The sequence below is a fragment of the Caballeronia arationis genome, from assembly GCF_001544975.2.
In the GTDB taxonomy this organism is placed as follows: Bacteria; Pseudomonadota; Gammaproteobacteria; order Burkholderiales; family Burkholderiaceae; genus Caballeronia; species Caballeronia arationis.
In genome coordinates, this window is sequence record NZ_FCOG02000006.1 from 144,169 (window position 1) to 167,105 (window position 22,937).

The 22,937-nt window shown below is 65.3% G+C and carries 16 protein-coding genes; 13 read left to right on the forward strand and 3 right to left on the reverse strand.

What is annotated here, in order from left to right:
- Positions 1–27: 27 nt before the first annotated feature.
- Together AWB81_RS05730 and AWB81_RS05735 are read left to right on the forward strand one after the other, a co-directional pair.
- Complete coding sequence (locus AWB81_RS05730) at positions 28–1,479, forward strand: NfeD family protein (RefSeq protein ID WP_062633096.1); 1,452 nt, start codon at positions 28–30, stop codon at positions 1,477–1,479.
- Positions 1,480–1,511: 32 nt separating this feature from the next.
- Complete coding sequence (locus AWB81_RS05735; RefSeq protein WP_062633098.1) at positions 1,512–2,276, forward strand: slipin family protein; 765 nt, start codon at positions 1,512–1,514, stop codon at positions 2,274–2,276.
- Between the two features lies 1 nt (position 2,277).
- Here AWB81_RS05735 and AWB81_RS05740 read toward each other — a convergent pair whose 3' ends face one another.
- Positions 2,278–2,814 (reverse strand): carboxymuconolactone decarboxylase family protein, encoded by a 537-nt coding sequence (locus AWB81_RS05740; protein WP_062633100.1) that lies wholly within the window; start codon positions 2,812–2,814, stop codon positions 2,278–2,280.
- A 146-nt stretch (positions 2,815–2,960) separates the two neighbouring features.
- Between AWB81_RS05740 and AWB81_RS05745 the strand changes: the two genes are divergently transcribed.
- From AWB81_RS05745 to AWB81_RS05765, 5 genes are all read left to right on the forward strand, one after another.
- Entirely contained in the window at positions 2,961–3,866 is a 906-nt protein-coding gene (locus AWB81_RS05745; protein WP_062633102.1) for a LysR family transcriptional regulator, read from the forward strand.
- A 177-nt stretch (positions 3,867–4,043) separates the two neighbouring features.
- Entirely contained in the window at positions 4,044–5,129 is a 1,086-nt protein-coding gene (locus AWB81_RS05750) for an HlyD family secretion protein (RefSeq protein WP_062633104.1), read from the forward strand.
- A gap of 1 nt (position 5,130) precedes the next feature.
- Complete coding sequence (locus AWB81_RS05755) at positions 5,131–6,705, forward strand: DHA2 family efflux MFS transporter permease subunit (RefSeq protein ID WP_062633106.1); 1,575 nt, start codon at positions 5,131–5,133, stop codon at positions 6,703–6,705.
- A gap of 23 nt (positions 6,706–6,728) precedes the next feature.
- Positions 6,729–8,210, forward strand: coding sequence for an efflux transporter outer membrane subunit (locus AWB81_RS05760; protein WP_062633108.1), 1,482 nt, complete (start codon positions 6,729–6,731; stop codon positions 8,208–8,210).
- A gap of 14 nt (positions 8,211–8,224) precedes the next feature.
- Positions 8,225–8,674, forward strand: a complete 450-nt coding sequence (locus tag AWB81_RS05765) for a PaaI family thioesterase (protein WP_062633110.1) — start codon at positions 8,225–8,227, stop codon at positions 8,672–8,674.
- Positions 8,675–8,719: 45 nt separating this feature from the next.
- Here the strand turns inward: AWB81_RS05765 and AWB81_RS05770 are convergent, their stop codons facing one another.
- Together AWB81_RS05770 and AWB81_RS05775 are read right to left on the reverse strand one after the other, a co-directional pair.
- Entirely contained in the window at positions 8,720–9,028 is a 309-nt protein-coding gene (locus tag AWB81_RS05770) for a HigA family addiction module antitoxin (protein WP_062633112.1), read from the reverse strand.
- A gap of 12 nt (positions 9,029–9,040) precedes the next feature.
- Positions 9,041–9,319 (reverse strand): type II toxin-antitoxin system RelE/ParE family toxin, encoded by a 279-nt coding sequence (locus tag AWB81_RS05775; protein WP_062633114.1) that lies wholly within the window; start codon positions 9,317–9,319, stop codon positions 9,041–9,043.
- A gap of 196 nt (positions 9,320–9,515) precedes the next feature.
- Here AWB81_RS05775 and uvrA point away from each other — a divergent pair, with 196 nt between their 5' ends.
- The 6 genes from uvrA to AWB81_RS05805 all read left to right on the forward strand — a co-directional run bounded on the left by uvrA (position 9,516) and on the right by AWB81_RS05805 (position 22,622).
- Positions 9,516–15,365, forward strand: coding sequence for an excinuclease ABC subunit UvrA (gene uvrA, locus AWB81_RS05780; protein WP_062633149.1), 5,850 nt, complete (start codon positions 9,516–9,518; stop codon positions 15,363–15,365).
- A gap of 82 nt (positions 15,366–15,447) precedes the next feature.
- Positions 15,448–16,728, forward strand: a complete 1,281-nt coding sequence (locus AWB81_RS05785) for a DUF445 domain-containing protein (protein ID WP_062633115.1) — start codon at positions 15,448–15,450, stop codon at positions 16,726–16,728.
- 93 nt (positions 16,729–16,821) lie between these two features.
- The gene (locus tag AWB81_RS05790; RefSeq protein WP_062633117.1) at positions 16,822–17,298 is read left to right on the forward strand and encodes a nuclear transport factor 2 family protein; all 477 of its coding nucleotides are present in this window, start codon (positions 16,822–16,824) and stop codon (positions 17,296–17,298) included.
- Positions 17,295–19,223, forward strand: a complete 1,929-nt coding sequence (locus AWB81_RS05795) for an amylo-alpha-1,6-glucosidase (protein ID WP_062633118.1) — start codon at positions 17,295–17,297, stop codon at positions 19,221–19,223. The genes AWB81_RS05790 and AWB81_RS05795 overlap by 4 nt, the downstream gene beginning before the upstream one ends.
- 275 nt (positions 19,224–19,498) lie before the next feature.
- A complete protein-coding gene (locus tag AWB81_RS05800; protein WP_062633119.1) occupies positions 19,499–22,225 on the forward strand; it encodes an MGH1-like glycoside hydrolase domain-containing protein in 2,727 nt (908 codons plus the stop codon).
- 193 nt (positions 22,226–22,418) lie between these two features.
- Positions 22,419–22,622: a cold-shock protein gene (locus tag AWB81_RS05805; RefSeq protein ID WP_062633121.1), complete on the forward strand. Its 204-nt coding sequence runs from the start codon at positions 22,419–22,421 to the stop codon at positions 22,620–22,622.
- Positions 22,623–22,937 lie beyond the last annotated feature (315 nt).

A 22,937-nucleotide genomic window follows, 5' to 3' on the forward strand; every position in this document is an offset into this window, starting at 1 on the left:
ACGCTCGCGCGCCGCCGGTTTTCATCGATGAAAACGAATCCGTTTGGCCTGCTTTGCCGTTGCGCCGGGCGTGCGCGGCGCGCGTGGATATTCTTGCTGCTGGCATTCGGCATGGCGCCGGTTGCGGGTGCGGCCGGCGCGGCGAATGGTGCGAGCGCGCCGGTCGTCGTGATCGCGGTTGCGGGGGCGATCGGGCCGGCAAGCGCGGACTTCATCGTCCGGTCGCTCGCGCGCGCCGTCGACGACCGCGCGCAGGTCGCCATCCTCGAACTCGATACGCCGGGCGGTCTCGACCTTTCGATGCGCTCGATCATCAAGGCGATCCTCGCGTCGCCGGTGCCGGTCGTGTCGTTCATTGCGCCGGGCGGCGCGCGGGCGGCGAGCGCGGGCACCTATATCGTCTACGCGAGCCACGTCGCTGCGATGGCGCCGGGCACCAATCTCGGCGCCGCGACGCCGATCCAGATCGGCACGGGCGGCGGTCCGAAGCCGGAGGCGAGTGCCTCGGCGGCTTCGGGGACTCAAGCAGGCGAATCGACCGAAACCCGCAAGCAGGTCCACGACGCCGCCGCCTACATCCGCGGCCTCGCGCAACTGCGCGGCCGCAACGCCGAATGGGCCGAGCGCGCGGTGCGCGAAGCGGTCAGCCTGTCGGCGAGCGAGGCGCTCGCGCAGCACGTGATCGACCTCACCGCCGCCGACATCCCCGATCTCCTCGCGAAACTCGATGGCCGGCACGTGCGCACGCTCGCGGGCGAGCACGTCCTCGCGACGAAAGGCGCGCCGGTCATCACCTTGCTGCCCGACTGGCGCAGCCGCTTCCTCGCGACGATCACCGATCCGAGCGTCGCGCTGATTCTCGTGATGATCGGCATGTACGGGCTCTTCTTCGAATTCTCGAATCCCGGCTTCATGCTGCCGGGCGTCGCGGGCGCGATTTGCCTGCTCGTCGGCCTGTTCGCGCTGCAGTTGCTGCCGATCAGCTTCGTGGGCCTCGGGCTGATCCTGCTCGGCATCGGCTTTCTCGTCGCGGAAATGTTCCTGCCGACCTTCGGGACGCTCGGCATCGGCGGGATCATCGCGTTTTCGATCGGCGCGCTGATGCTCATCGATACCGACGTGCCCGGCTTCGGCATACCGGTCGGCGTGGTGGCGGGGCTTGCCATCGTGACCGCGCTGTTCATCTTTTCGGTGTCGGCGGTTGCGCTGAAGGCGCGCCGGCGGCCGGTCGTGAGCGGGTCGGAGGCGATGCTCGGCAGCGTCGGCGTGATGCTGGGCGATGAAACGAGCGGCACGGGAGCGAGCGGCTGGGCTACCGTGCGCGGCGAACGCTGGCGCGTGCAAGGCGCCGGTGACCACGCGCTGCCCGCGCGCGGCGCGCGAGTTCGCGTAACCGCGCGCCACGGCCTCACGCTGACGGTCGAGGCAATGAACGAAGCCAAAGAGCAACAGGTTGCATGGGATCAGAGCAAGCGCTGAAGCGCTGATTCTGACCAACAAGGAGAGCGGCAATGATGGGTGTCACATTCGGTTTCAGCGGCGTGCTGGTCGCGCTGATCGTCCTCGTGCTTTTTTCGGCGATCCGCATCTTTCGCGAATACGAGCGCGGCGTCGTGTTCATGCTCGGGCGTTTCTGGAAGGTGAAGGGGCCGGGCCTCGTGCTGATCATCCCGGCCGTGCAGCAGGTCGTGCGCATGGACCTGCGCACGGTCGTGTTCGACGTGCCGCCGCAGGACGTCATTACGCGCGACAACGTGTCGGTGAAGGTGAATGCGGTCGTGTACTTTCGGGTCGTGGACCCGGAAAAGGCCGTGATCCAGGTCGCGCGCTTTCTGGATGCGACGAGCCAGCTTTCGCAGACGACCCTGCGCGCGATCCTCGGCAAGCACGAACTCGACGAACTGCTCGCCGAGCGCGAGCGCCTGAATGCCGACATCCAGCGCGTGCTCGACGCGCAGACCGACGCCTGGGGCATCAAGGTATCGAACGTGGAAATCAAGGACGTCGACATCAACGAGACGATGATCCGCGCGATCGCCCGTCAGGCCGAAGCCGAGCGCGAGCGGCGCGCGAAGATCATTCATGCCGAAGGCGAGTTGCAGGCCTCCGAAAAGCTGCTGCAGGCGGCGCAGATGCTCGCGCAGGCGCCGCAGGCGATGCAGTTGCGCTACCTGCAGACGCTGACCTCCATCGCCGGCGACAAGAACTCGACCATCATCTTTCCGATGCCGATCGACCTGATTACGTCGCTGCTCGACCGGCTGAAGAAAGACTAGCTCAATCGACGGCCGGAAAGTCGAGGTCGGTATCGTTCACGCGGTTCAGCAGGTTCGTGAAATTGATGACGCTGACCGCGAACAGTGCGTCGACCACTTGCGCTTCGCTGTAGCCCGCCGCGCGCACGTCGTCCAGACGCGACCGCTCGAGCGTGCCCGAGTTCGACACGACATGGCGCACGAAGCTTACGAGCGCGTCGCGCTTCGCGTTGCCGGTCGGGATGCCGGCGCGAACCTGCTTCGTTTCTTCGAGCGACAATCCCACCATCTTGCCGACCGCGGTATGCGCGGCGACACAATAGTCACAACCCGCGATTTCGCTGACGGCGAGCTTGATCGCTTCGACGTCGCGCTTGTCGAGGCTGCCTTTTGCGAGCACGGCGTCGCCGTTTAGCGCGGCGGCGAGCACGGCCGGGTTGTGAGTGCCGACGGTCGCGTACGCGTTCGGCACGCGGCCCATGGCCCGCTTGATGTTGGCGAACAGGTCGGCGGCGGCGCCGGTTGCTTCGTTGACGTTGATTTTCGAAAGACGTGACATGGTGAGCTCCTGGGTTGTTTGAACAGCCATCCGTGTGGCGTGAGTGAACTTTATGGCAACGCGATGAGCGTGTTAATGCCGTAAAGGCTCTCAAACATGCTCGATCGGCTCACGATGCCGCTCGTCCCAAAAACCGAAGGAAACCGATGGACTATCTGACGACCCTGAAGGTGTTCTGCACGGTGGTGGAAGCGAAGAGCTTCACGCGCGCGGCCGATATTCTCGGCGTGACGCCGCCCGTCGTCTCGCGCGCGATTTCGACGCTGGAGCAGCGGCTCGGCAGTCGGCTTTTCAACCGCACGACGCGCCAGATTTCGCTGACCGAGACCGCCGAGCATTTCTTCGCGGGCTGTTCGCGGCTGCTCGACGAACTCGAAGCGCTTGAAGCAAGCGCTTCGACGAATGCCAGCGAGGCGACCGGCGTCTTGCGACTCGTCGCGCACACGACGGCGACCGTCAACCGTCTGGTGCCGCTGATCGCGTCGTTCAGGCGGCGGCACCGCCAAGTCCGGCTCGACGTGACGCTGACCGAGCGCCCGGTGGATCTCGTCGCCGAGGGTTACGACCTCGGGCTGGTCCTGCCCTTCATGTTGACGAGCGACACGGTCATCACGCGCCTCATCGAGCGGATTCCGCTCGTGCTCGTCGCGACGCCCGGCTATCTCGCGACGCGCCCGGCGCCGCGTCATCCGTCGGAACTCGTCGATCACGAATTCGTGCCGATGTCCGCCTCGATCCGCAAGCCCGAGCTGACGTTTCGCATCGGCGGCGAGGAGGAAACGGTGCCGATGCGCTTCGACATCGCGTCGAACAGCGCCGATTTCAATCGTCAGATGGTGCTGGAGGGCTGCGGCATCGGCGTATTGCCAGTCGGACTGGTGCAGAGGGAGATCGAATCGGGGCAACTGGTGACGCTGCTCGAGCGCTTCGAACTCGTCAGCGGGGCGATCGAAATCCGCCTCGCGTACAGCACGCGCGCGCTGCTCCCGGCAAAAGTGCGCGCATTCGTCGATCACGCAGCGCAATTCTTCGGCGACGGCGCGGCCGCGTGATCCGCGCATAGGGCCGCCCGGCAAGCCTCCCGGCCGATTGTTGCTGAGCGCGTTATTCACTCATGTGTGCGATGCGCCTTGACTTGGTGCATATGCACATTTAGGCTTTCGCTTAATCAAGGTGCCTTTCGGGGCACTTTCTCCAATCTCTACGGTGCATATGCACTTTAAACGACAATGTCCAGTCCTTCTACCGATGTTTCCCCTGCCGTTGCACCCGCGCTGCAAAAGCCGGCGCGGCGCATTCCGTGGATGCTGCTCGCGCTCGGTCTGGTCGGCGCGGTCGTGATCGCCGCGGTCGCATATTGGGCTCTGGTGCTGCGTTTCATACAGTCGACCGACGATGCCTACGTGGGCGGCAACGTGACCGTGATGGCGCCTAAGGTGAATGGCTTCGTCACCGAGTTGCTCGTGCAGGACAACCAGCGCGTGACAGCCGGCCAGGTGCTCGTGCAGCTCGATTCGCGCGATTACGACGCCCGTCTCGCGCAGTCGAGCGCCGAAGTGGCGAGCGCGCGCGCGGCCGTCGTCGAATTGCAGGCGAAGCGCGACTTGCAGGCCGCCGTGATCAACCAGCAGCAGGCGGAAGTGCGCGCGTCGTCGGCGGAAATGACGCGCAGCGCGCAGGATCGCTCGCGCTATCGCGAACTCGTGAAGGACGACGCCGTGTCGAGCCAGATCGTCGAGCGCGCCGACGCCGACTACACCAAGGCGAGCGCGGCGGTGGACCGAAGCGGCGCGTCGCTCGTCGCGGCGAAGCGCGAACTCGCCGTGATCGAGGCGCAGATTGCCGATGCGAGCGCGCGTGTCGCGACGGCGGAAGCCGCGCGGCGCGTCGCTGAGCTGAACGTCGAATACACGACGATCCGCTCGCCAGTCGATGGCTATGTCGGCAACCGGACGGCGCGCCTCGGGATGCTCGCTAACACGGGCGTGTCGCTGCTGACGATCGTGCCGTCGTCGGGCCTTTGGATCGACGCCAACTTCAAGGAAGACCAGCTGAAGAAGATGCGTGTCGGCGATGAAGTCGATATCGACCTGGACGCGTCGAGCGTGCCGATCCACGGCCGGGTCGAGAGTCTCGCGCCGGCGACGGGCGCGACCTTCAGCGTGCTGCCAGCGGAAAACGCGACCGGCAACTTCACGAAGATCGTGCAGCGCGTGCCGGTGCGCGTGCGGCTCGACATTCCGAAGCAGATGCAGGCGGTGCTGCGCCCGGGGCTGTCGGCGACGGTCAAGGTCCATCTCGGCGGCGCGAACTGACATGACCGCCACCCTTCCACTCGACCCGGCCAGCCAGCCGGTGAAGCAGCGCGTCTTCGCGTTCGCGCTGATGTGTCTCGGCTTCTTCATGGCGACGCTCGACATTCAGATTGTCGCTTCATCGCTGAAGGATATCGGCGGCGGATTGTCGGCGAGCCAGGACGAGCTGTCGTGGGTGCAGACGTCATATCTGATCGCGGAAATCATCGTGATCCCGATGTCCGGCTGGCTCTCGAAGGTGTTCTCGACGCGCTGGCTCTTCGTCGCGTCGGCGGTCGGCTTCACGGTGACGAGCATGCTGTGCGGCATGGCGTGGGACATCAATTCGATGATCCTCTTTCGCGGCCTGCAGGGCGCGCTTGGCGCCGCGATGATCCCGACCGTCTTCACGACTGCCTTCGTGTTGTTTCCTGGCAAGCAGCGCCTGATTGCCTCGACGACGATCGGCGCGCTCGCGTCGCTCGCGCCCGCCGTCGGACCGGTGATCGGCGGCTGGATCACGTCGCAGTGGTCGTGGCACTGGCTGTTCTATCTGAACGTGGTGCCGGGCATCGCGGTCGCGGCGCTGGTGCCGAAGTACGTCCATATCGACGAACCCGATCTCAAGCTGCTCAAAAAGGGCGATTACCTCGGCATCCTGCTGATGTCGGGCTTTCTCGGCTGCCTGGAATACGTGCTCGAAGAGGGGCCGCGCAAGAACTGGTTCGGCGACGACGTAATCGTTTTTTGCGCATGGATTTCCGGCATCTGCGGTTTTCTCTTTCTCGTGCACGCGTTCACGGCGAAGGACCCGGTCGTCGACCTGAGGGCGCTCGTCGTGCGCAACTTCGCGATCGGCAGCCTGCTGTCTTTCGTGACGGGGATCGGCATTTTCGTGTCGGTGTTCCTCACGCCGGTGTTCCTGAGCCGCGTGCGGGGCTTCGATTCGCTGGAGATCGGCATCGCGCTGCTGTCGGTGGGCTGTTTCCAGCTGCTCGCGCTCGTCGTGTACGGCTTTGCGACGAGGTTCGTCGACATGCGCATCCTGCTCGTCTTCGGTCTCGTCTGCTTCGGCGCCGGCTGTTATTTCTACACGCCGCTCACGCACGACTGGGGCTGGCAGGAACTGCTGCTGCCGCAGGCGCTGCGCGGCATTGGCCAGCAGTTCGCCGTGCCGCCGATCGTCACGATGGCGCTCGGCTCGCTGCCGCAGTCGCGCCTCAAGTCGGCGAGCGGGCTTTTCAACCTGATGCGAAATCTCGGCGGAGCGATCGGCATCGCCGTCAGCGCGACGATGCTCAACGACCGCCTGAATCTCCACTATCTGCGGCTCAACGAGACCGTGACAGTCGGGCGTCCCGAAGTGCAGGGCCTGCTCGCGCGCAGTTCGGACCATCTGGCGTCGGTCGCGGGCGATGCGCTCAACGCTTCGCGGGCGGGTCTCGCGAACCTGCACGCGCTCGTGATGCGCGAGGCGCTGGTGCTGACCTTCGCCGACTGCTTCTACGTGCTGGCGCTGTGTTTCCTCGTGGGCATCGTCAGCGTGATTTTCTCGCGGCCGATCGCGAGCGCGCCGCCCTCATCCGATGCGCACTGAGTCCTTCGAGCCTGGACCCGATCATGAAAAAGCTTCTCGTTGAAATCCTGGCGTGTCTGTCGCTCGCCGCGTGCGCGGTGCAGCCGGCGACGCACGCCGATCTGCCCGCCACCGTCGCGACGACCGCGCCCGCTGACTGGAGCGTCGACGTGCCGCGCGATCCCGCCGATCCGGCCGCGTGGTGGAACCAGTTCGGTGACCCGGTGCTGCACGAACTCGTGGCGTCGGTGCTGAACGACAACCTCGACCTGCAGGCCGCCGTCGAGCGCGTGAAGCAGGCGCAGGCGCTGACGACACAGCGTCGCGCGGCGCTTCTGCCGCAACTCGACGCGAACGCCGTCGCATCGGATGCGCGCCAGAATACGCCGCCGCCGCTCGGCTATGTGCGGCAGGCGGGCATAGGGTTGTCGCTCAGCTGGACGCCCGATGTGTTCGGCGGCGAGCGGCTGGAACTGCTGGCGGCGCAGGCGCAACTCGTCGGCCGTGAACATGCCGCCGACCAGCTGCGCCTTGCGCTGGCAGCCGATACGGCTTCCGCGTATGTCGACCTGCGCTGGGCCCAGTCGGAACTCAAGATCCTGCAGGACAACGTCGCGATCCGCGAGCGCGCGTTGCGTCTCACGCAACGGCGCCTGCAATACGGACTTTCGACGCAACTCGACGTTTCGCGCGCGCAGAACCAGCTGAGCGACCTGCAGGCGCGGATTCCGCGCGCGCAGTCGACGATCCAGCATCAGTTGAGCCTGATCGCGGTGTATTCGGGGCGCACGCCGGAATCCGTCGACCGGCTGATGCTCGCGAATGCGGGCGACGCGCCCGTGATCCCCGCGCCGACGAGCGCCGTGCCGCAGATGCTGCCGTCCGACGCGCTGCTGCGCCGCCCCGACGTGCTCGCGGCGTACGCGGGCGTGCAGCAGCGTGCGGCGGAAGTGGGGGTATCGAGGGCGGAGCGCTATCCGAAGTTCTCGCTGCGGCTGACGGACGGCTTGCTGGCGTCGTCGTATCTCGGACTGCCGACGCTGACCGACAACCTCTTCAGTGCCGCGCTCAACGCGACCAGCCCGATTTTCAACGCCGGTCGCATCACCGCCGGCATCGAACAGAGCGAAAGCCGGATGCGGGAATCGGAACTGAATCTGCGGCAGACGATGCTCCAGGCGCTGAAGGAAGTGGAGGACACGCGCAGCGATCTCGTCAGCACGACGGAATCGGCCGCGCGCCTGACCGATGCGCTCGCCGCATCCGACAAGTCGCTCACGCTCTCGACGCAGTTGTACAAGGGCGGCGCGGCGAGCTTCCTGGATGTGCTCGCGGCGCAGGAGTCGTTTCTGCAGGACGCGGATTCGCTGAATCTGGCGAAACGCGAGCACGCGCTGGCGGCGGTGGCGTTGTACCGGTCGCTCGGCGGCGGCTGGAGCCAGACGCCGGCAAGCGACGACATCGCCGTGAACAGCACGCCCACGCTCGCCCAAGCGGTGCGCAAGAGCGCAGCGTCATCGAACTAAGGAGACACGAAAAGATGAGCATGATCGAAGAAACCGCGGCGGGGCTGGACGGCCTGTCGCAACTGCGCGCGCTGATCGCGTCGGGTCGTAGGCCAGGGATTCTGGTATCGCTGGATTTCGACTTCGTGGAGGTGGAAGCGGGCAGGGCGGTGTTCGCAGGCATCGCGGGCGACCACGCGTACAACCCGATCGGAACCGTGCACGGCGGCTACGCGGCCACGCTGCTCGATTCGGCGTGCGGCTGCGCAGTCCACTCGTGCCTGACCGCCAGCCAGGCGTACACGACGCTCGAATTGAAAGTGGCGTATCACAAGGCCGTCACGCGTGACTCCGGGCTCTTGCGTGCGGAAGGCCGCGTGCTTTCGATCGGCCGGCGCGCCGCGTTCGCGGAAGCGACGCTCAAGGACGCGAGCGGCCGCCTGCACGCCTCGGCGACATCGACGCTGCTCGTGATCGAGCGCTGAACCGTAACCGGCGACGGGATTGCGCGCGCCCGTCCGCCGCGATTGTCACGCCGCTTCGCGCGGCGAAATGGTCCGCGCGATTTCTTCCGCGTGCTCCTGTTCCGCGATCTTCAGGTCGTACGTCATCTGCAGATTGAGCCAGGTCTGCGCGTCGCCGCCGAAATAGCGGGCGAGCCTGAGCGCCGTCTCGGGTGTCACCCCGCGACGCTCCAGCACGATGTCGTTGATACGGTTCGCGGTGACGTCGAGCGCGCGGGCGAGCGCATTCGCGGTCATGCCGAGCGGCTCGAGATAGTCCTCCCGCAGAATCTCGCCCGGGTGCACAGGACGCATGCCGTTCGTAAATTTGCCCATTCGTGGCCTCGTTCAGTGATAGTCGATGATCCGCACTTCTGCGGGTCCGTCCGGCGTCCATGAAAAGCACAGCCGCCACTGATTGTTCACGCGGATGCTGTAAGTATCCGAGAGTTCGCCCCGCAATATTTCCAGCCTGTTCCCCGGAGGAGTCCGCAACGCGCTCAGCGTGGCGGCTTCGTCAAGCAGCGTGAGCTTGCCTTCTGCCGCGCCGAGGATATTCGCGAAGCGCCGGGACCGGCCGGTTTCAAACAGCGCCCTCGTCTCGGCGCATGCGAAAGACACAATCATTGGAATTCATTATATGCCGTTTGCCGACAAACGGCAAACTATTTTTGCGGACCCCCGGGCGGATGCGGAACGGCATCTGCTGCACAGCCGGGCACTCGTGCTTTTTGCGACAAACACTGTATGAGTGTACAGTGGCGTGCTTGTCGGCAAGAGTCATGCGGATGGCATAGGCCATCGCGTGTCGCACGTGGCTCAGATGCTCTCCAACCCATTGAACCGGTTAGCAAAAGTGGCATCGAACAACGCAATCCGCATCCGCGGCGCCCGTCAGCACAACCTCAAGAATCTCGACCTCGACCTGCATACGGGCCAGATGACGGTCGTCACCGGGCCGTCCGGTTCGGGCAAATCGAGCCTCGTTTTCGACACGCTTTACGCCGAAGGCCAGCGCCGCTACGTCGAAACGTTCAGCGCGTACGCGCGCCAGTTTCTCGACCGCATGGACCGGCCGCAGGTGGATCGTGTGGACGGCGTGCCGCCCGCCATCGCCATCGACCAGACCAATCCGGTGCGCAGTTCGCGCTCGACGGTCGGCACGATGACCGAGCTCAACGACCACCTGAAGCTCTTTTACGCGCGCGCAGCCGAGCTGTTCGACCGTAAGACGTCGCATCAGGTACGCCACGACACGCCCGAGACGATCTACGCCGAGCTTCTGGAACGCACGCGCGCGGCCGATCCACGCATCGCGATCACGTTTCCGGTCGAACTGCCCGACACCGCCAGCGACGACGAAGTCACGCAATGGCTCTCCGCGAGCGGCTACACGCGCGTGCAGGCAAAGCGCCGCGTCGAGACCGAAAGCGGGCCGCGTCAGTTGCTCGATGTCGTCGCGGACCGCTTTCGCCTGCAGAACACGGAGCGCTCGCGCGCGCTCGAGGCGATCGAAAGCGCGCTCTTGCGCGGCACGGGCCGCGTGAACGTCTACGTGCTCGCGGACGAAGGCGAGCCCGAGATCTGGCGTTTTTCCACCGGCCTGCACAGTCCGGAAAGCGACATCCGCTACGCCGATCCGCAGCCCGCGCTGTTCTCGTTCAACTCGGCGTACGGCGCGTGCGAAACGTGCCGTGGCTTTGGCCGGGTGATCGGCGTGGACCTGGGCCTCGTGATCCCTGACGAGCGCAAGACGCTCAAGGAGGGCGCGATCAAGACGCTGCAGACGCCCGCGTGGCGCGAGAATCATGACGACCTGATCCGCTACGGCGCGAAGGCGGGCATTCGCCTCGGCATTCCGTGGAGCGAACTCACGCAGAAGGAGCGCGACTGGGTCATCAAGGGCTCGCCGGACTGGACGGGCAAGTGGGGCAAACAATGGTACGGCGTGCAGCGCTTTTTCGATTACCTGGAGTCGAAGGCGTACAAGATGCACATTCGCGTGCTGCTGTCGAAATATCGCAGCTACACGAAGTGCCCCGCGTGCGACGGCGCGCGCCTCAAGACCGAAGCGCTCCTGTGGCGCCTCGGCACGAAGGAACAGGCCGACGCGGTACTTGGCCCCGCCGACCGCTTCATGCCGACCGGCGTCGACTGGACGCGTCCGCAGCTCGGCGCGCTGCCCGGCCTCACGCTGCACGACCTGATGCTGATGCCGATCGAGCGCATCCGCCGCTTCTTCGATTCGCTGACGCTGCCGAGCACGCTTCTCGATGAAGCCCTGAAGCTGCTGCACGCCGAAGTGCGCACGCGCCTGAAATATCTCTGCGACGTCGGCCTCGGCTACCTGACGCTCGATCGCCAGAGCCGCACGCTGTCGGGCGGCGAAGTGCAGCGCATCAACCTGACGACCGCGCTCGGCACCTCGCTCGTCAACACGCTTTTCGTGCTCGACGAGCCCAGTATTGGCCTGCATCCGCGCGACCTGAACCGCATCGTCGAGGCGATGCACCGGCTGCGCGACGCGGGCAATACGCTCGTCGTGGTGGAGCACGATCCGTCCGTGATGCTCGCCGCCGATCGCCTGATCGACATGGGGCCGGGCCCCGGCGAGCGCGGCGGCGACATCGTCTACGACGGCACGCCGAACGACATCCAGTCGAGCGATACGCTCACCGGCGCCTATCTCGGCGGCCGCAAGCACGTCGCGCATGCGTCGAACTGGCTGCGACGCGTCGTCGACAAGAGCACGCCGCGCCTCGTGCTCGAAGGCGCGAGCGAACACAACCTGCGCGACGTGACGGTCGAGATTCCGTTGCAGCGGCTCGTCTGCGTGACGGGCGTTTCGGGTTCCGGCAAATCGACGCTGATCCAGGACGTGCTCGCCCCCGCGCTCGCCCGCCACTTCGGCAAGGCGACGGAAACGCCGGGTACGTTCCGCGCGCTCAAAGGCGCGGATCAACTGAGCGACGTGATCTTTGTCGACCAGTCGCCGATCGGGCGCACGGCGCGCTCGAATCCGGCGAGCTACGTCGGCGCGTTCGACGAAATCCGCAAGCTGTTCGCAAAAGCGCCGCTCGCGCTGCAGCGCGGCTACAGCGCGAGCATGTTCAGCTTCAATTCGGGCGACGGCCGCTGCCCGACCTGCGGCGGCTCGGGCTTCGAGCACGTCGAAATGCAGTTCCTGAGCGATGTCTATCTGCGCTGCCCGGATTGCGACGGCCGGCGTTATCGCGCGGAAATCCTCGAAGTGAAGATCGAGCGCGGCTCGCGCAACCTGAGCGTCGCGGACGTGCTCGAACTGACGGTGAGCGAAGCCGTCGCGCTGTTCGCCAACGACGCGGAAGTGCTGCGTGTGCTGCAACCGATCGTCGAAGTCGGGCTGGAATACGTGAAACTCGGCCAGCCGGTGCCGACGCTCTCGGGCGGCGAGGCGCAGCGTCTGAAACTGGCGGGCTTTCTTGCAGAAACGTCTCAGGCGAAGGGCGCGAAACACGGACGCCTCTTCATGTTCGACGAACCAACCACCGGCCTTCATTTCGACGATATCGCCAAGCTCATGCAGGCGCTCCGGCGCCTCCTGGAGCGTGGCCATTCGCTGATCGTGATCGAGCACAACCTGGACGTGATCCGCGCCGCCGACTGGATCATCGATCTCGGCCCCGAAGGCGGCGACGGCGGCGGGCAGGTCGTGTGCGTCGGCACACCGGACGACGTCGCCGCGTGCGAGCAGTCGCACACGGGCCGCGCGCTCCTCGACTACGAGGAAACGATGGCGCCGGGCGCCGCCGAGAAGCGGGCCACGGGCGTGCCGCTGCAACTCGCCGCGGAAGTCGCGAGCGCGCGCCGCGCGTTGCAGGGCGAGGACGTGGTGCGCATCGTGAACGCGCGCGAGCACAATCTGAAGTCGCTCGACGTCGACATTCCGCACGGCAAGTTCAATGTCATCACGGGCGTGTCCGGCTCGGGCAAGTCGACGCTCGCGTTCGACATCCTGTTCCATGAGGGCCAGCGGCGCTATCTGGAGTCGTTGAACGCGTATGCGCGCTCGATCGTGCAGCCGGCCGGGAGGCCGGAAGTCGATGCGGTCTACGGCATTCCGCCGACCGTTGCCATCGAGCAGCGCCTGTCGCGCGGCGGCCGCAAGAGCACGGTCGCGACGACGTCCGAAGTCTGGCACTTCCTGCGCCTGCTTTACGTGAAGCTCGGCATCCAGCATTGCGTCCACGACGGCGCGCCGGTTGAGGCCCAGAGCACCGAATCGATCGCCGCGCAGATCATGCGCGACTACAAGGGTCAGCATGTCGGCCTGCTGGCGCCGCTCGTCGTGAACCGAAAGGGCGTCTACACCGATATCGCGAAATGGGCGAAGGCACGCGGCAACACGCACTTGCGCGTCGACGGCGAATTCCTGCCGGTGAGTCCGTGGCCGAAGCTCGACCGCTTTCGCGAACACACGATCGAACTGCCGGTCGGCGACCTGATCGTGTCGGCGGACGGCGAAGGCGAATTGCGCAGGCTTCTCGACGAGACGCTCGAAGCCGGCAAGGGCGTGATGCACCTGCTCGCGCCGCTCGACGGCCTGCACGGCGCGCTGTCCAACGGACATCGGCGCGGCAAGGAAGAAACGCGCGTCTTTTCGACGAAACGCGCGTGTCCGGTCTGCGGCACGAGCTATCCGGAACTCGATCCGCGCATGTTCTCGTACAACAGCAAGCACGGCTGGTGCAACACCTGCGTCGGCACGGGCCTGAAACTCACGCGCGAGCAGCGCGCCGTCTACGACGACACGATCCTCGCCGGCGACGACCGCGGCCGCGAACAGACCATCGGTTCGGTCGAGCAGGAACCGGACGACGTGGTCGACGTGCCGTGTCCCGACTGCGAGGGCACACGCCTGAACGAAGTTGCGCGTGCGGTGACGTTCGGCAACTACCCGATCACGGAAGTCGGCCGCTGGACCGTCAGCGACACGCGCGAGTGGGTGTCGACCCTTGCGCTGAAAGGCCGAGGCGCCGATATCGCACGCGACGTCGTCAGCGAAATCGAAGGGCGCCTGCAGTTTCTGGAGGAAGTGGGGCTCGGTTATCTGAGCCTCGACCGCGCCGCGCCGACGCTTTCCGGCGGCGAAGCGCAGCGCATCCGGCTCGCGGCGCAGCTCGGCAGCAACCTGCAGGGCGTCTGCTACGTGCTCGACGAGCCGACGATCGGCCTGCATCCGCGCGACAACCAGATTCTGCTCGACGCGCTCAAGAAACTCGGCGACAAGGGCAATACGCTCGTGGTCGTCGAGCACGACGAAGACACGATTCGCCGCGCCGATCACATCATCGACATCGGGCCGGGTGCCGGCAAGCGCGGCGGGACGGTGGTGGCGCAGGGCGGCGTCGGCGATCTGGCGGCGCACAAGGAATCGCTGACGGGCCAGTTTCTCGCGAACCCGATCGTGCATCCGCTCAAGACGCGCCGCGACGTGCGCGCGGCCACGGCGAAACGCGCGGCGACACCCGAGCAGTGGCTGACGGTCGAGGGCGCCACGCTGCACAACCTGCGCAACGTGACGGCGAGCCTGCCGCTCGGACGGCTCGTCGCGATCACGGGTGTCTCCGGCTCCGGCAAGTCGACGCTCGCGCGCGACGTGCTGATGACCAATCTGCTCGACGCGGTGGGCCGGTCGGTGCTGTCGTCGCCGGCGACGCGCCGCGCCCGCCGTGCGGCACAGGCCGACGCGCCTGCGCGCAACCGCGCGAGCGTGCTGTCACGCGAGGCGCCGCGTCCGAAGTTCGACGTCGCGCACAACTGGCAGGGCTGCTCGGGTGTGACGGGCTGGGAGTCGATCGATCGCGTGCTGGAAGTCGACCAGACGCCGATCGGCAAGACGCCGCGCTCGTGCCCGGCGACTTACATCGGCATGTGGGACACGATCCGCAAGCTGTTCGCCGACACCCTCGAAGCCCGCGCGCGCGGCTACACGCCGTCGCGGTTTTCGTTCAATACCGGCGACGGCCGTTGCCCGGCGTGCGAAGGTCAGGGCGTTCGCACCATCGCGATGAGTTTCCTGCCGGACGTGAAGGTGCCGTGCGACGTCTGTCACGGCCAGCGCTTCAATCCGGAAACGCTCGCGGTGACGTGGCGCGGCAAGAACATCGGCGAAGTGCTGACGATGGAGATCGACGAAGCGGTCGAATTTTTCGGCTCGATGACGAGCATTGCGCATCCGCTCCAGTTGATGAAGGATGTCGGGCTCGGTTATCTGACGCTCGGACAGCCTTCGCCGACGCTTTCCGGCGGCGAGGCGCAGCGGATCAAGCTGGTGACGGAACTGTCGAAGGTTCGCGACGACGTGACGCGGCGCGGGCAGAAGGTTCCGCATACGCTCTACGTACTCGACGAACCAACGGTCGGGCTGCACATGGCCGACGTCGCGAAGCTGATTCGCGTGCTGCATCGGCTGGTCGATGGCGGGCATAGCGTGGTGGTGATCGAGCACGATCTCGATGTGATCGCCGAAGCCGACTGGGTGATCGATCTTGGCCCCGAAGGCGGTGTCAACGGCGGGATGATAGTCGCGGCTGCCGATCCGGAGACGCTCGCAAGGAACACGCGCAGTCATACGGGCGCGGCGCTGGTGCCGGTTCTGGCGCGGGTGGCGGTGGAAGTGGACGCGGCCTGATCGCTCGCGCCCGAGTGCCAGCGAAACCCAACCCGCGGTATGCTTGCCTCCTCGATCAATCAGGACCAGAACAAAAGCCACGATGGAAACGCAGGATAAAGCGGCAGCATTGAACAGGATGAAGTGGTTCGCGGCGGGTCTGCTCGTCGCGGCGGGGGCATTGTTCGCCCTCGCGAAGAGCCAGCACGACACGGGCCTGTGGGCGTGGGTCGCGGCATTCGCGGAAGCCGCCATGGTCGGCGCGCTCGCCGACTGGTTCGCCGTCGTCGCGCTCTTTCGACACCCGCTCGGCGTGCCGATCCCGCACACGGCCATCCTGCCGGCCAACAAGGCGCGCGTCGCCGACAACCTCGCCGCGTTCGTGCGCGACCGCTTTCTCAGCACCGACGCGCTCGTCGATCGCGTGAGCGCATTCGATCCGGCCAGCCGGCTTTCGATGTGGCTCGCCGAGCCGAAGAACGCCGAGTTGCTCGGCAAGAAGGCGGTGGCGTCCGCGAGCCAGTTGCTGAGCTTCATCGACGACGAGCGCATCAAGACGATGCTCTACGACGCGTTGCGCCGTCGCGCCGACAAGTTCGACCTCGCGGGCGCGGCGGGCGGGCTGCTGTCGACACTCACCGCCGACCAGCGTCATCAGTTGCTGCTCGACGAAGGCCTGCGTGAACTCGCGCAATGGCTCGACCGCGGCGAAGTGCAGCAGATGCTCGCCGACAAGATCATCCAGGTAGCGGGCGAAGAGTATCCGAAGCTCGTCGGCGCGCTCGGTTTCATCGGCCTGAACGCCGAAGAACTGGGCAGCAAGTTCGCCGCCGGCCTCGTGCGCGGTGCGAACACGTGGCTGCACGACATCAGCAGCGATCCGGAACACGAGCGCCGCAAGGCGTTCGACCGCGCGGTGCAAGCGTTTGTCGAGCGGCTCAAGTCCGATCCGGCGTTCAAGGCGCGTATCGACGAACACAAGCGACAATGGCTCGAACGCCCGGAACTGCGTGCCTATATCAGTGGTCTGTGGGATGAGTTCACCGCTTGGCTGCACGCCGACCTCGTCAAGCCGGATTCGACGCTGCATGCGAAGGTAGTCAGCATTGCGGCGACGTTCGCGCAGGCGCTCGGCGGCGATCCTGCGTTGCGCGACTCCATCAACGAGCACATGCGCGACGCGCTGAAGGCGATGGCGCCGGAACTGCGCGAAGGCATCGCGAAGCACATCGCGACGACCGTGCGCCAGTGGGACGACGCAACGCTCGTGCGTGACGTCGAGCTGAACATCGGGCGCGACCTGCAGTTCATCCGCGTGAACGGTACGCTAGTGGGTGGCGCGGTCGGCCTGCTGATCCACGCGGTGACGATCATGTCCGTGTGAAGTGTGCATCGATGCATCGGCCGTCGATAAACGCCGTTCGCGGGACGATTTCGGAGTTGTTTTCAGAAGCCTCACTTGACGAGCTAAAGAAACATGGCCAATCCGAACGCCGAACTGATCGAGCGCTTTTACCGGGCGTTCCAGGATGTCGACGCCGAGGCGATGGCCGCGTGCTACGCGCGTGACATCCGCTTCGAAGACCCTGTGTTCGGCGTGCTGCACGGGCGCGAAGCGGGCGACATGTGGCGCATGCTGCTGGCCCGCGCAGCGGACTTTTCCCTTAGCTACAGCGACATCAAGGCGACCGGTCAGACGGTGACCGCAAACTGCGTCGCGACGTATCAGTTTTCCCGCACGGGACGCAAGGTGGTGAACGAGATTCGCTCGAAGTTCGCCATTCGCGACGGCGAGATCGTCGAACAGACCGATACCTTCGATCTCTGGCGCTGGAGCCGGCAGGCACTCGGCCTGAAAGGCTGGCTGCTGGGCGGGACATCGATCGTGCAGAGCAGGATTCGCGAGGAAGCGCGCAAGGGACTCGCGGAGTTTCGCCGGAAGTCCGCATCGTGACGCGCGTCGAACCGCCTTTTGGGCGGCAGCGCCTCGAAAACGAATGGCTCGAAGCCGACGGCTTCGGCGGCTTCGCGTCGGGCACGGTCGGCACGATGCGCACGCGGCGTTATCACGCGCTGCTGCTCACGGCGACGCAACCGCCGGCGGGACGCGTCGTGCTCGTGAACGGCGTCGAGGCGTGGCTCGACCTGGACGGCACCCGCCACCCGCTGACGATGCAGCACTACGCGCCGGATGTGCTGTATCTGGACGCATCGGCGAACCTGCTTTCCTTCGACACCGCGCCGTGGCCGACCTGGCGCTATCGCATTGGCGAGCGTGAGGTGCTGATCGCCGAGGTGTTTGTCGCGAAGGAGAGCCGGGAGACGGTCCTTTGCTGGCGATTCGAAGGCCGCGACGCGCCCCGCACTGCGACGCTGAGCGTGCGTCCGCTGCTCTCGGGCCGCGACTATCACGCGCTGCATCACGAGAATCCGGCGCTGGATTTCGCCGCGCGTATCGACGGCGAGCGCGTGAGTTGGCAGCCTTATGGCGATTTGCCGGCGATCGTCGCCGCGACGAACGGCGTCTACGAGCACGCGCCCGACTGGTATCGCAATTTCTGCTACGCGCGCGAACGCGAGCGCGGCCTCGATTTCACCGAAGACCTCGCCACGCCGGGCGTCTTTTCCTTCGACCTCGCGCACCATGAGGCGGTAATGATCCTGAGCGCGGGCGCGGACTCGTCGGTGACGCCGATGCCCGTGCCCGAGCGCGCCGCCGCGCTCGCCGCTATCGAACGACAGCGCCGCACGGCGCTCGGCTCGCGGCTCCAGCGTTCCGCTGACGCGTACGTGATCGCGCGTCGCGACGGCCACACCGTCCTCGCAGGCTTCCCGTGGTTTACCGACTGGGGACGCGACACGTTTATTTCGATGCGCGGCCTGCTGATCGCGCAAGGGCGGCTTCAGTACGCCGAGTCGATCCTTCTGGAATGGGCCGACATGCTGTCCGAAGGGATGCTGCCGAACCGTTTTCCCGATCGCGGCGGCATACCGGAGTACAACGCCGTCGACGCCTCGCTCTGGTTTGCCGTTGCAGCGCACGACTATCTCGCGACCGGTCACGCGCTCGTCGCGACGAGAAGCCGGCTGCAGCGCGCAGTCGATGCGGTTCTCGAAGGCTACTCGCAAGGCACGCGGTTCGGCATAGCAGTCGACGAAGACGGCCTCGTTCGTGCCGGTGTGCCGGGCGTCCAGTTGACGTGGATGGACGCCAAGGTCGGCGACTTCGTGGTCACGCCACGCACCGGCAAGCCGGTGGAAGTGCAGGCGCTGTGGATCAACGCGCTTCATATTGCGGCCGAATGGAATCCGCGCTGGGCCGAAGTTGAAGCGCGTGCACGCCAATCGTTCCTGCAACGCTTCGTCGATCCTTCGACGGGCGCGCTGTTCGATCTCGTCGACGCCGATCACGAACCGGGCAAGATCGACCGCTCCATCCGGCCGAACCAGATCTTCGCTGTCGGCGGGCTGCCGTTTGCACTGCTGGAAGGCGCGTCGGCCGAGGCGGTTGTAACGCAGGTCGAGGCGCATCTTCTGACACCGCTCGGCCTGCGCACGCTCGCGCCTTCCGATCCGGCTTATCGCGGGGCATACGCAGGCGGTATTTTCGATCGCGACTCGGCGTATCACCAGGGCACCGTGTGGCCCTGGCTGATCGGACCGTTCATTCAGGCGTGGGTGCGCCTCCACGGCGCAGAAGGCGTGCGGGAGCGCTTCCTCGCGCCGCTGTACGCGCATCTGGATCATGGCGGGCTCGACCACATTTGTGAAGTGGCCGACGGCGACGCGCCCCATGCGCCGGGCGGAACGCCCTGTCAGGCGTGGTCGCTCGGCGAGTTGCTGCGCATCGAAAAGCTGCTCGGCGAGCATGGCGGCTGATGCGCCCGCCACGCTCAACGTTCAACGCTATCTTCCCGGTTGCGGGCATAACGATCCATCTGCCTCCGTCAATCGATGAATCGATGTTAGCAATACCGAGCTTTTGCCTGTCCAGTGATTTTTCATCGTTGGCCATTCGGCCGGGTTGCGGCAGGGCAGTGGCATCGATAGGCTTCGCTTAAATGGCGGCCAAACACAGCGTCCGCCAAAACGCGCTAAATTGTGGGTCGTTCCGCCGGCGGGAAATGTCGGAAGTTCAGCAAGAGGAGAAAGTCATGCCGCCCCTGCGCGCCACCAATGTGCTCGAGACCATCGAGGGAGCCCGGCTCCATTCTTCCGAATGCGGCCGCTGGCAGCGCTGGGGCCCGTATCTCAGCGAGCGTCAGTGGGGTACCGTGCGCGAGGATTACAGCGAGAACGGCACCGCCTGGGACTATTTCCCGCACGATCACGCGCGCAGCCGGGCATACCGTTGGGGCGAGGACGGCATCGCCGGCTTCGGCGACGACAAGCTCAACTGGTGCGTCTCGCTCGCGCTCTGGAACGGCCGCGACCCGATCCTCAAGGAGCGCCTCTTCGGCCTCACGAACGAGCAGGGCAATCACGGCGAGGATGTGAAGGAACTGTACTTCTACCTCGACGGCACGCCCACGCATTCCTATATGCGCATGCTGTACAAGTATCCGCAGGCCGCCTATCCGTACGACGACCTGGTCCGCGAAAACGCGGCGCGCGGCCCGGACCTGCCGGAGTATGAAGTCCTCGATACTGGCGTGTTCGACGACAACCGTTACTTCGACGTTCAGGTGGAGTACGCGAAGCACACCGCCGACGACATCGTGATGCGTGTGACGGTTGAGAACCGCGCACCGGAGCCGGCCGCGCTCGACGTCCTGCCGCTATTCTGGGCGCGCAACACGTGGTCGTGGAAGCCGGCGCAGAAGAAGCCGTCGCTTACGCTCGCAACAAGCTCCGGCGAGCCGCACGTCGTCGCGCGCCATGACGGTCACGAGCCGATGGTCGTCACCGCGTCGGCGCAAGGCGCGAAGCTCGACTGGCTTTTCTGCGAAAACGAGACCAACGTCAGGCGCATGTTCGACATGGAGGGCCGCGGCCCGTTCAAGGACGGTTTCGACGACTACATCGTGCATCGCGATGAAAAGGCCGTCAGCCGCGAGTCGGGCACGCGCGCGGCGCCACACGTGCATCTCGAGATGGAAGCCAACGGCCGTGCGGTTGTCGTGATGCGCTGGCGGCCCGAGTCGGCGCCGGACGTCGTGCCGCTCGACATCGATGCGCTGTTTGCGCGCCGCATCGCCGAAGCCGACGCGTTCTACGCCGCGCTGCAAGGCGACATCGAGAGCGCCGACGCGCGGCTCGTGCAGCGGCAGGCGCTCGCGGGCATGCTGTGGTCGAAGCAGTACTACCAGTTCGACGTCACGCGCTGGATGGATGGCGATCCCGCGCAGCCGAAGCCGCCGAAGGGTCGCCGGCATGGCCGGAACGCCGACTGGCGGCATCTGTGCAACGCGGACATCGTCTCGATGCCGGACAAGTGGGAATACCCGTGGTACGCGTCGTGGGACCTCGCGTTCCATGCGGCGGCCTTTGCACTGATCGATCCGGCGTTCGCGAAGCGCCAGTTGCTGCTGCTCGTGAAGGACCGCTACCAGCATCCGAACGGCCAGTTGCCCGCGTACGAATGGGCTTTCGGCGACGCCAATCCGCCGGTGCACGCGTGGGCGACGTGGCGCGTCTACGAGATCGACCGCGCGATCACCGGCAAGGGCGATCGCGACTTTCTCGAACTCGTGTTCCACAAGCTGCTGCTGAATTTTTCGTGGTGGGTGAACCGCAAGGACGCCGACGGCCACAATATTTTCCAGGGCGGCTTTCTCGGATTGGACAACGTCGGCATCTTCGACCGCTCGTCTGCGCTGCCCACCGGCGGCCACATCGACCAGGCCGACGGCACCGCGTGGATGGCCGCGTACGCGCTCGACCTGATGCGCATCGCGCTGGAACTGGCGTACGCGAATCACGTGTTCGTCGACATCGCGGTGAAATTTTTCGAGCACTTCCTGTACATCGCGGAGGCCGTCAGTTGCGAGGACGGCTGCGACACGGGCCTCTGGGACACCCCGGACGAATTCTTCTACGACAAGTTGCGCCTGCCCGACGGCACCAACGTGCCAATGCGCATCCGCTCGATCGTCGGGCTGATTCCGCTCTTTGCGGTACACGTGCTGGAGCAGAGCGTGCACGGCGACCTGCCGGGTCTGCGGGACCGGCTCGTGTGGTTCCTCGAACATCGGCCGGATCTGGCGCGGCTGGTGTCGCGCTGGAACGAGCCGGGCAAAGGCAATAGCCTGCTGCTGTCGCTTCTGCGCGGCCACCGGATGAAAGCGCTTCTCAGGCGAATGCTCGACGAATCCGAGTTTCTTTCCGATCACGGGGTAAGGGCGCTGTCGCGCGTGCATCGCGACGAGCCGTTCGTGTTCCATCACAACGGCGACAGTTTTTGCGTGCGGTACTTGCCGGCGGAATCGAATTCGCGGGTATTCGGCGGCAATTCGAACTGGCGCGGGCCCGTGTGGATGCCGGTCAACTATCTGCTGATCGAATCGCTGTACGAGTTTCATCGCTATTACGGCGACGAATTTCGCGTGGAGTATCCGACAGGGTCGGGCCGGTGTTTGTCGCTGGCGGAGATCGCGGACGAGCTTGCGCGCCGCGTGACCACGCTGTTTCTTCTCGACAGGAATGGCGAGCGGCCCGCGATGGCGGCGTATCCGCTGCTCCAGGCTGATCCGAGGTCGCGCGATCTCGTGCTGTTTCACGAGTATTTTCATGGCGACAACGGACGCGGAGTGGGTGCGTCGCATCAGACGGGATGGACAGGACTCGTCGCGCTGCTGCTACAGCCGCGGGCGATGGGACCATCGGGGGTCGTGCCGGTGGCCGGCGATGCGGTAGAGGAAGAGCTTGTCGCAGTCAAGTGATTTCGCTGGCGTTCGGGCATGTTTGAACCCTGTCACTTGTCGCAGACAGCGTATTAGTCATTTTATTCAGTGGAAGTGCCCATTGAGAAACTGCGTGCTGGCGTGCTAAAACGTCAAGACGATGATGCCCATGCGGGCGTACTCGTTTAAGTCTTATTCAGCGTGATTCGTTATTTGATGAGGCATAGCAAGAATGGCAACAGGTACGGTGAAATGGTTCAATGATGCAAAGGGATTTGGCTTCATTACGCCAGATGGCGGTGGAGAAGATCTGTTTGCGCATTTTTCCGAGATTCAGGGCAGCGGCTTCAAATCGCTGCAGGAAAACCAGAAGGTGAGCTTCGAGATCAAGCAGGGACCGAAGGGAAAGCAGGCGTCGACAATTCAGCCGCTGTAAGCGGTTGAAGTCGGCAACCGATAAGAGCGGCCCCGCGGGGCCGCTTTTTTGTTTCTGTCGAGGACGCGCTTTTACATTGACTTGCCGAAAACCGTAATCGGCTGCTTGGTTGTCCGCGCGGCTGCCCTGATCGACTGGCCGAGGCTGGTAGTATCGCGTCCCTAGTTCGTGACTACCTCGAGAGTGCCGAGTTCTTGCGCCTTTCTCACGGTCTCATCTTGGCGTTCGTGAGCGCCGATCCAGTTCTCGGTAATCCGATCCGGCTCGCTTAGTTGGCTTCGCGCGCCAGTCTCATTTTCAGGCGACTGTGCTCAA

Coding starts and splice junctions, on each gene's coding strand:
- AWB81_RS05765 (WP_062633110.1), top strand. CDS start 8,225: ATGAGCATGATCGAAGAAACCGCGGCGGGGCTGGACGGCCTGTCGCAA.
- AWB81_RS05775 (WP_062633114.1), bottom strand. CDS start 9,319: ATGATTGTGTCTTTCGCATGCGCCGAGACGAGGGCGCTGTTTGAAACC.
- AWB81_RS05755 (WP_062633106.1), top strand. CDS start 5,131: ATGACCGCCACCCTTCCACTCGACCCGGCCAGCCAGCCGGTGAAGCAG.
- uvrA (WP_062633149.1), top strand. CDS start 9,516: ATGCTCTCCAACCCATTGAACCGGTTAGCAAAAGTGGCATCGAACAAC.
- AWB81_RS05800 (WP_062633119.1), top strand. CDS start 19,499: ATGCCGCCCCTGCGCGCCACCAATGTGCTCGAGACCATCGAGGGAGCC.
- AWB81_RS05790 (WP_062633117.1), top strand. CDS start 16,822: ATGGCCAATCCGAACGCCGAACTGATCGAGCGCTTTTACCGGGCGTTC.
- AWB81_RS05785 (WP_062633115.1), top strand. CDS start 15,448: ATGGAAACGCAGGATAAAGCGGCAGCATTGAACAGGATGAAGTGGTTC.
- AWB81_RS05760 (WP_062633108.1), top strand. CDS start 6,729: ATGAAAAAGCTTCTCGTTGAAATCCTGGCGTGTCTGTCGCTCGCCGCG.
- AWB81_RS05770 (WP_062633112.1), bottom strand. CDS start 9,028: ATGGGCAAATTTACGAACGGCATGCGTCCTGTGCACCCGGGCGAGATT.
- AWB81_RS05730 (WP_062633096.1), top strand. CDS start 28: ATGAAAACGAATCCGTTTGGCCTGCTTTGCCGTTGCGCCGGGCGTGCG.
- AWB81_RS05735 (WP_062633098.1), top strand. CDS start 1,512: ATGATGGGTGTCACATTCGGTTTCAGCGGCGTGCTGGTCGCGCTGATC.
- AWB81_RS05745 (WP_062633102.1), top strand. CDS start 2,961: ATGGACTATCTGACGACCCTGAAGGTGTTCTGCACGGTGGTGGAAGCG.
- AWB81_RS05805 (WP_062633121.1), top strand. CDS start 22,419: ATGGCAACAGGTACGGTGAAATGGTTCAATGATGCAAAGGGATTTGGC.
- AWB81_RS05750 (WP_062633104.1), top strand. CDS start 4,044: ATGTCCAGTCCTTCTACCGATGTTTCCCCTGCCGTTGCACCCGCGCTG.
- AWB81_RS05740 (WP_062633100.1), bottom strand. CDS start 2,814: ATGTCACGTCTTTCGAAAATCAACGTCAACGAAGCAACCGGCGCCGCC.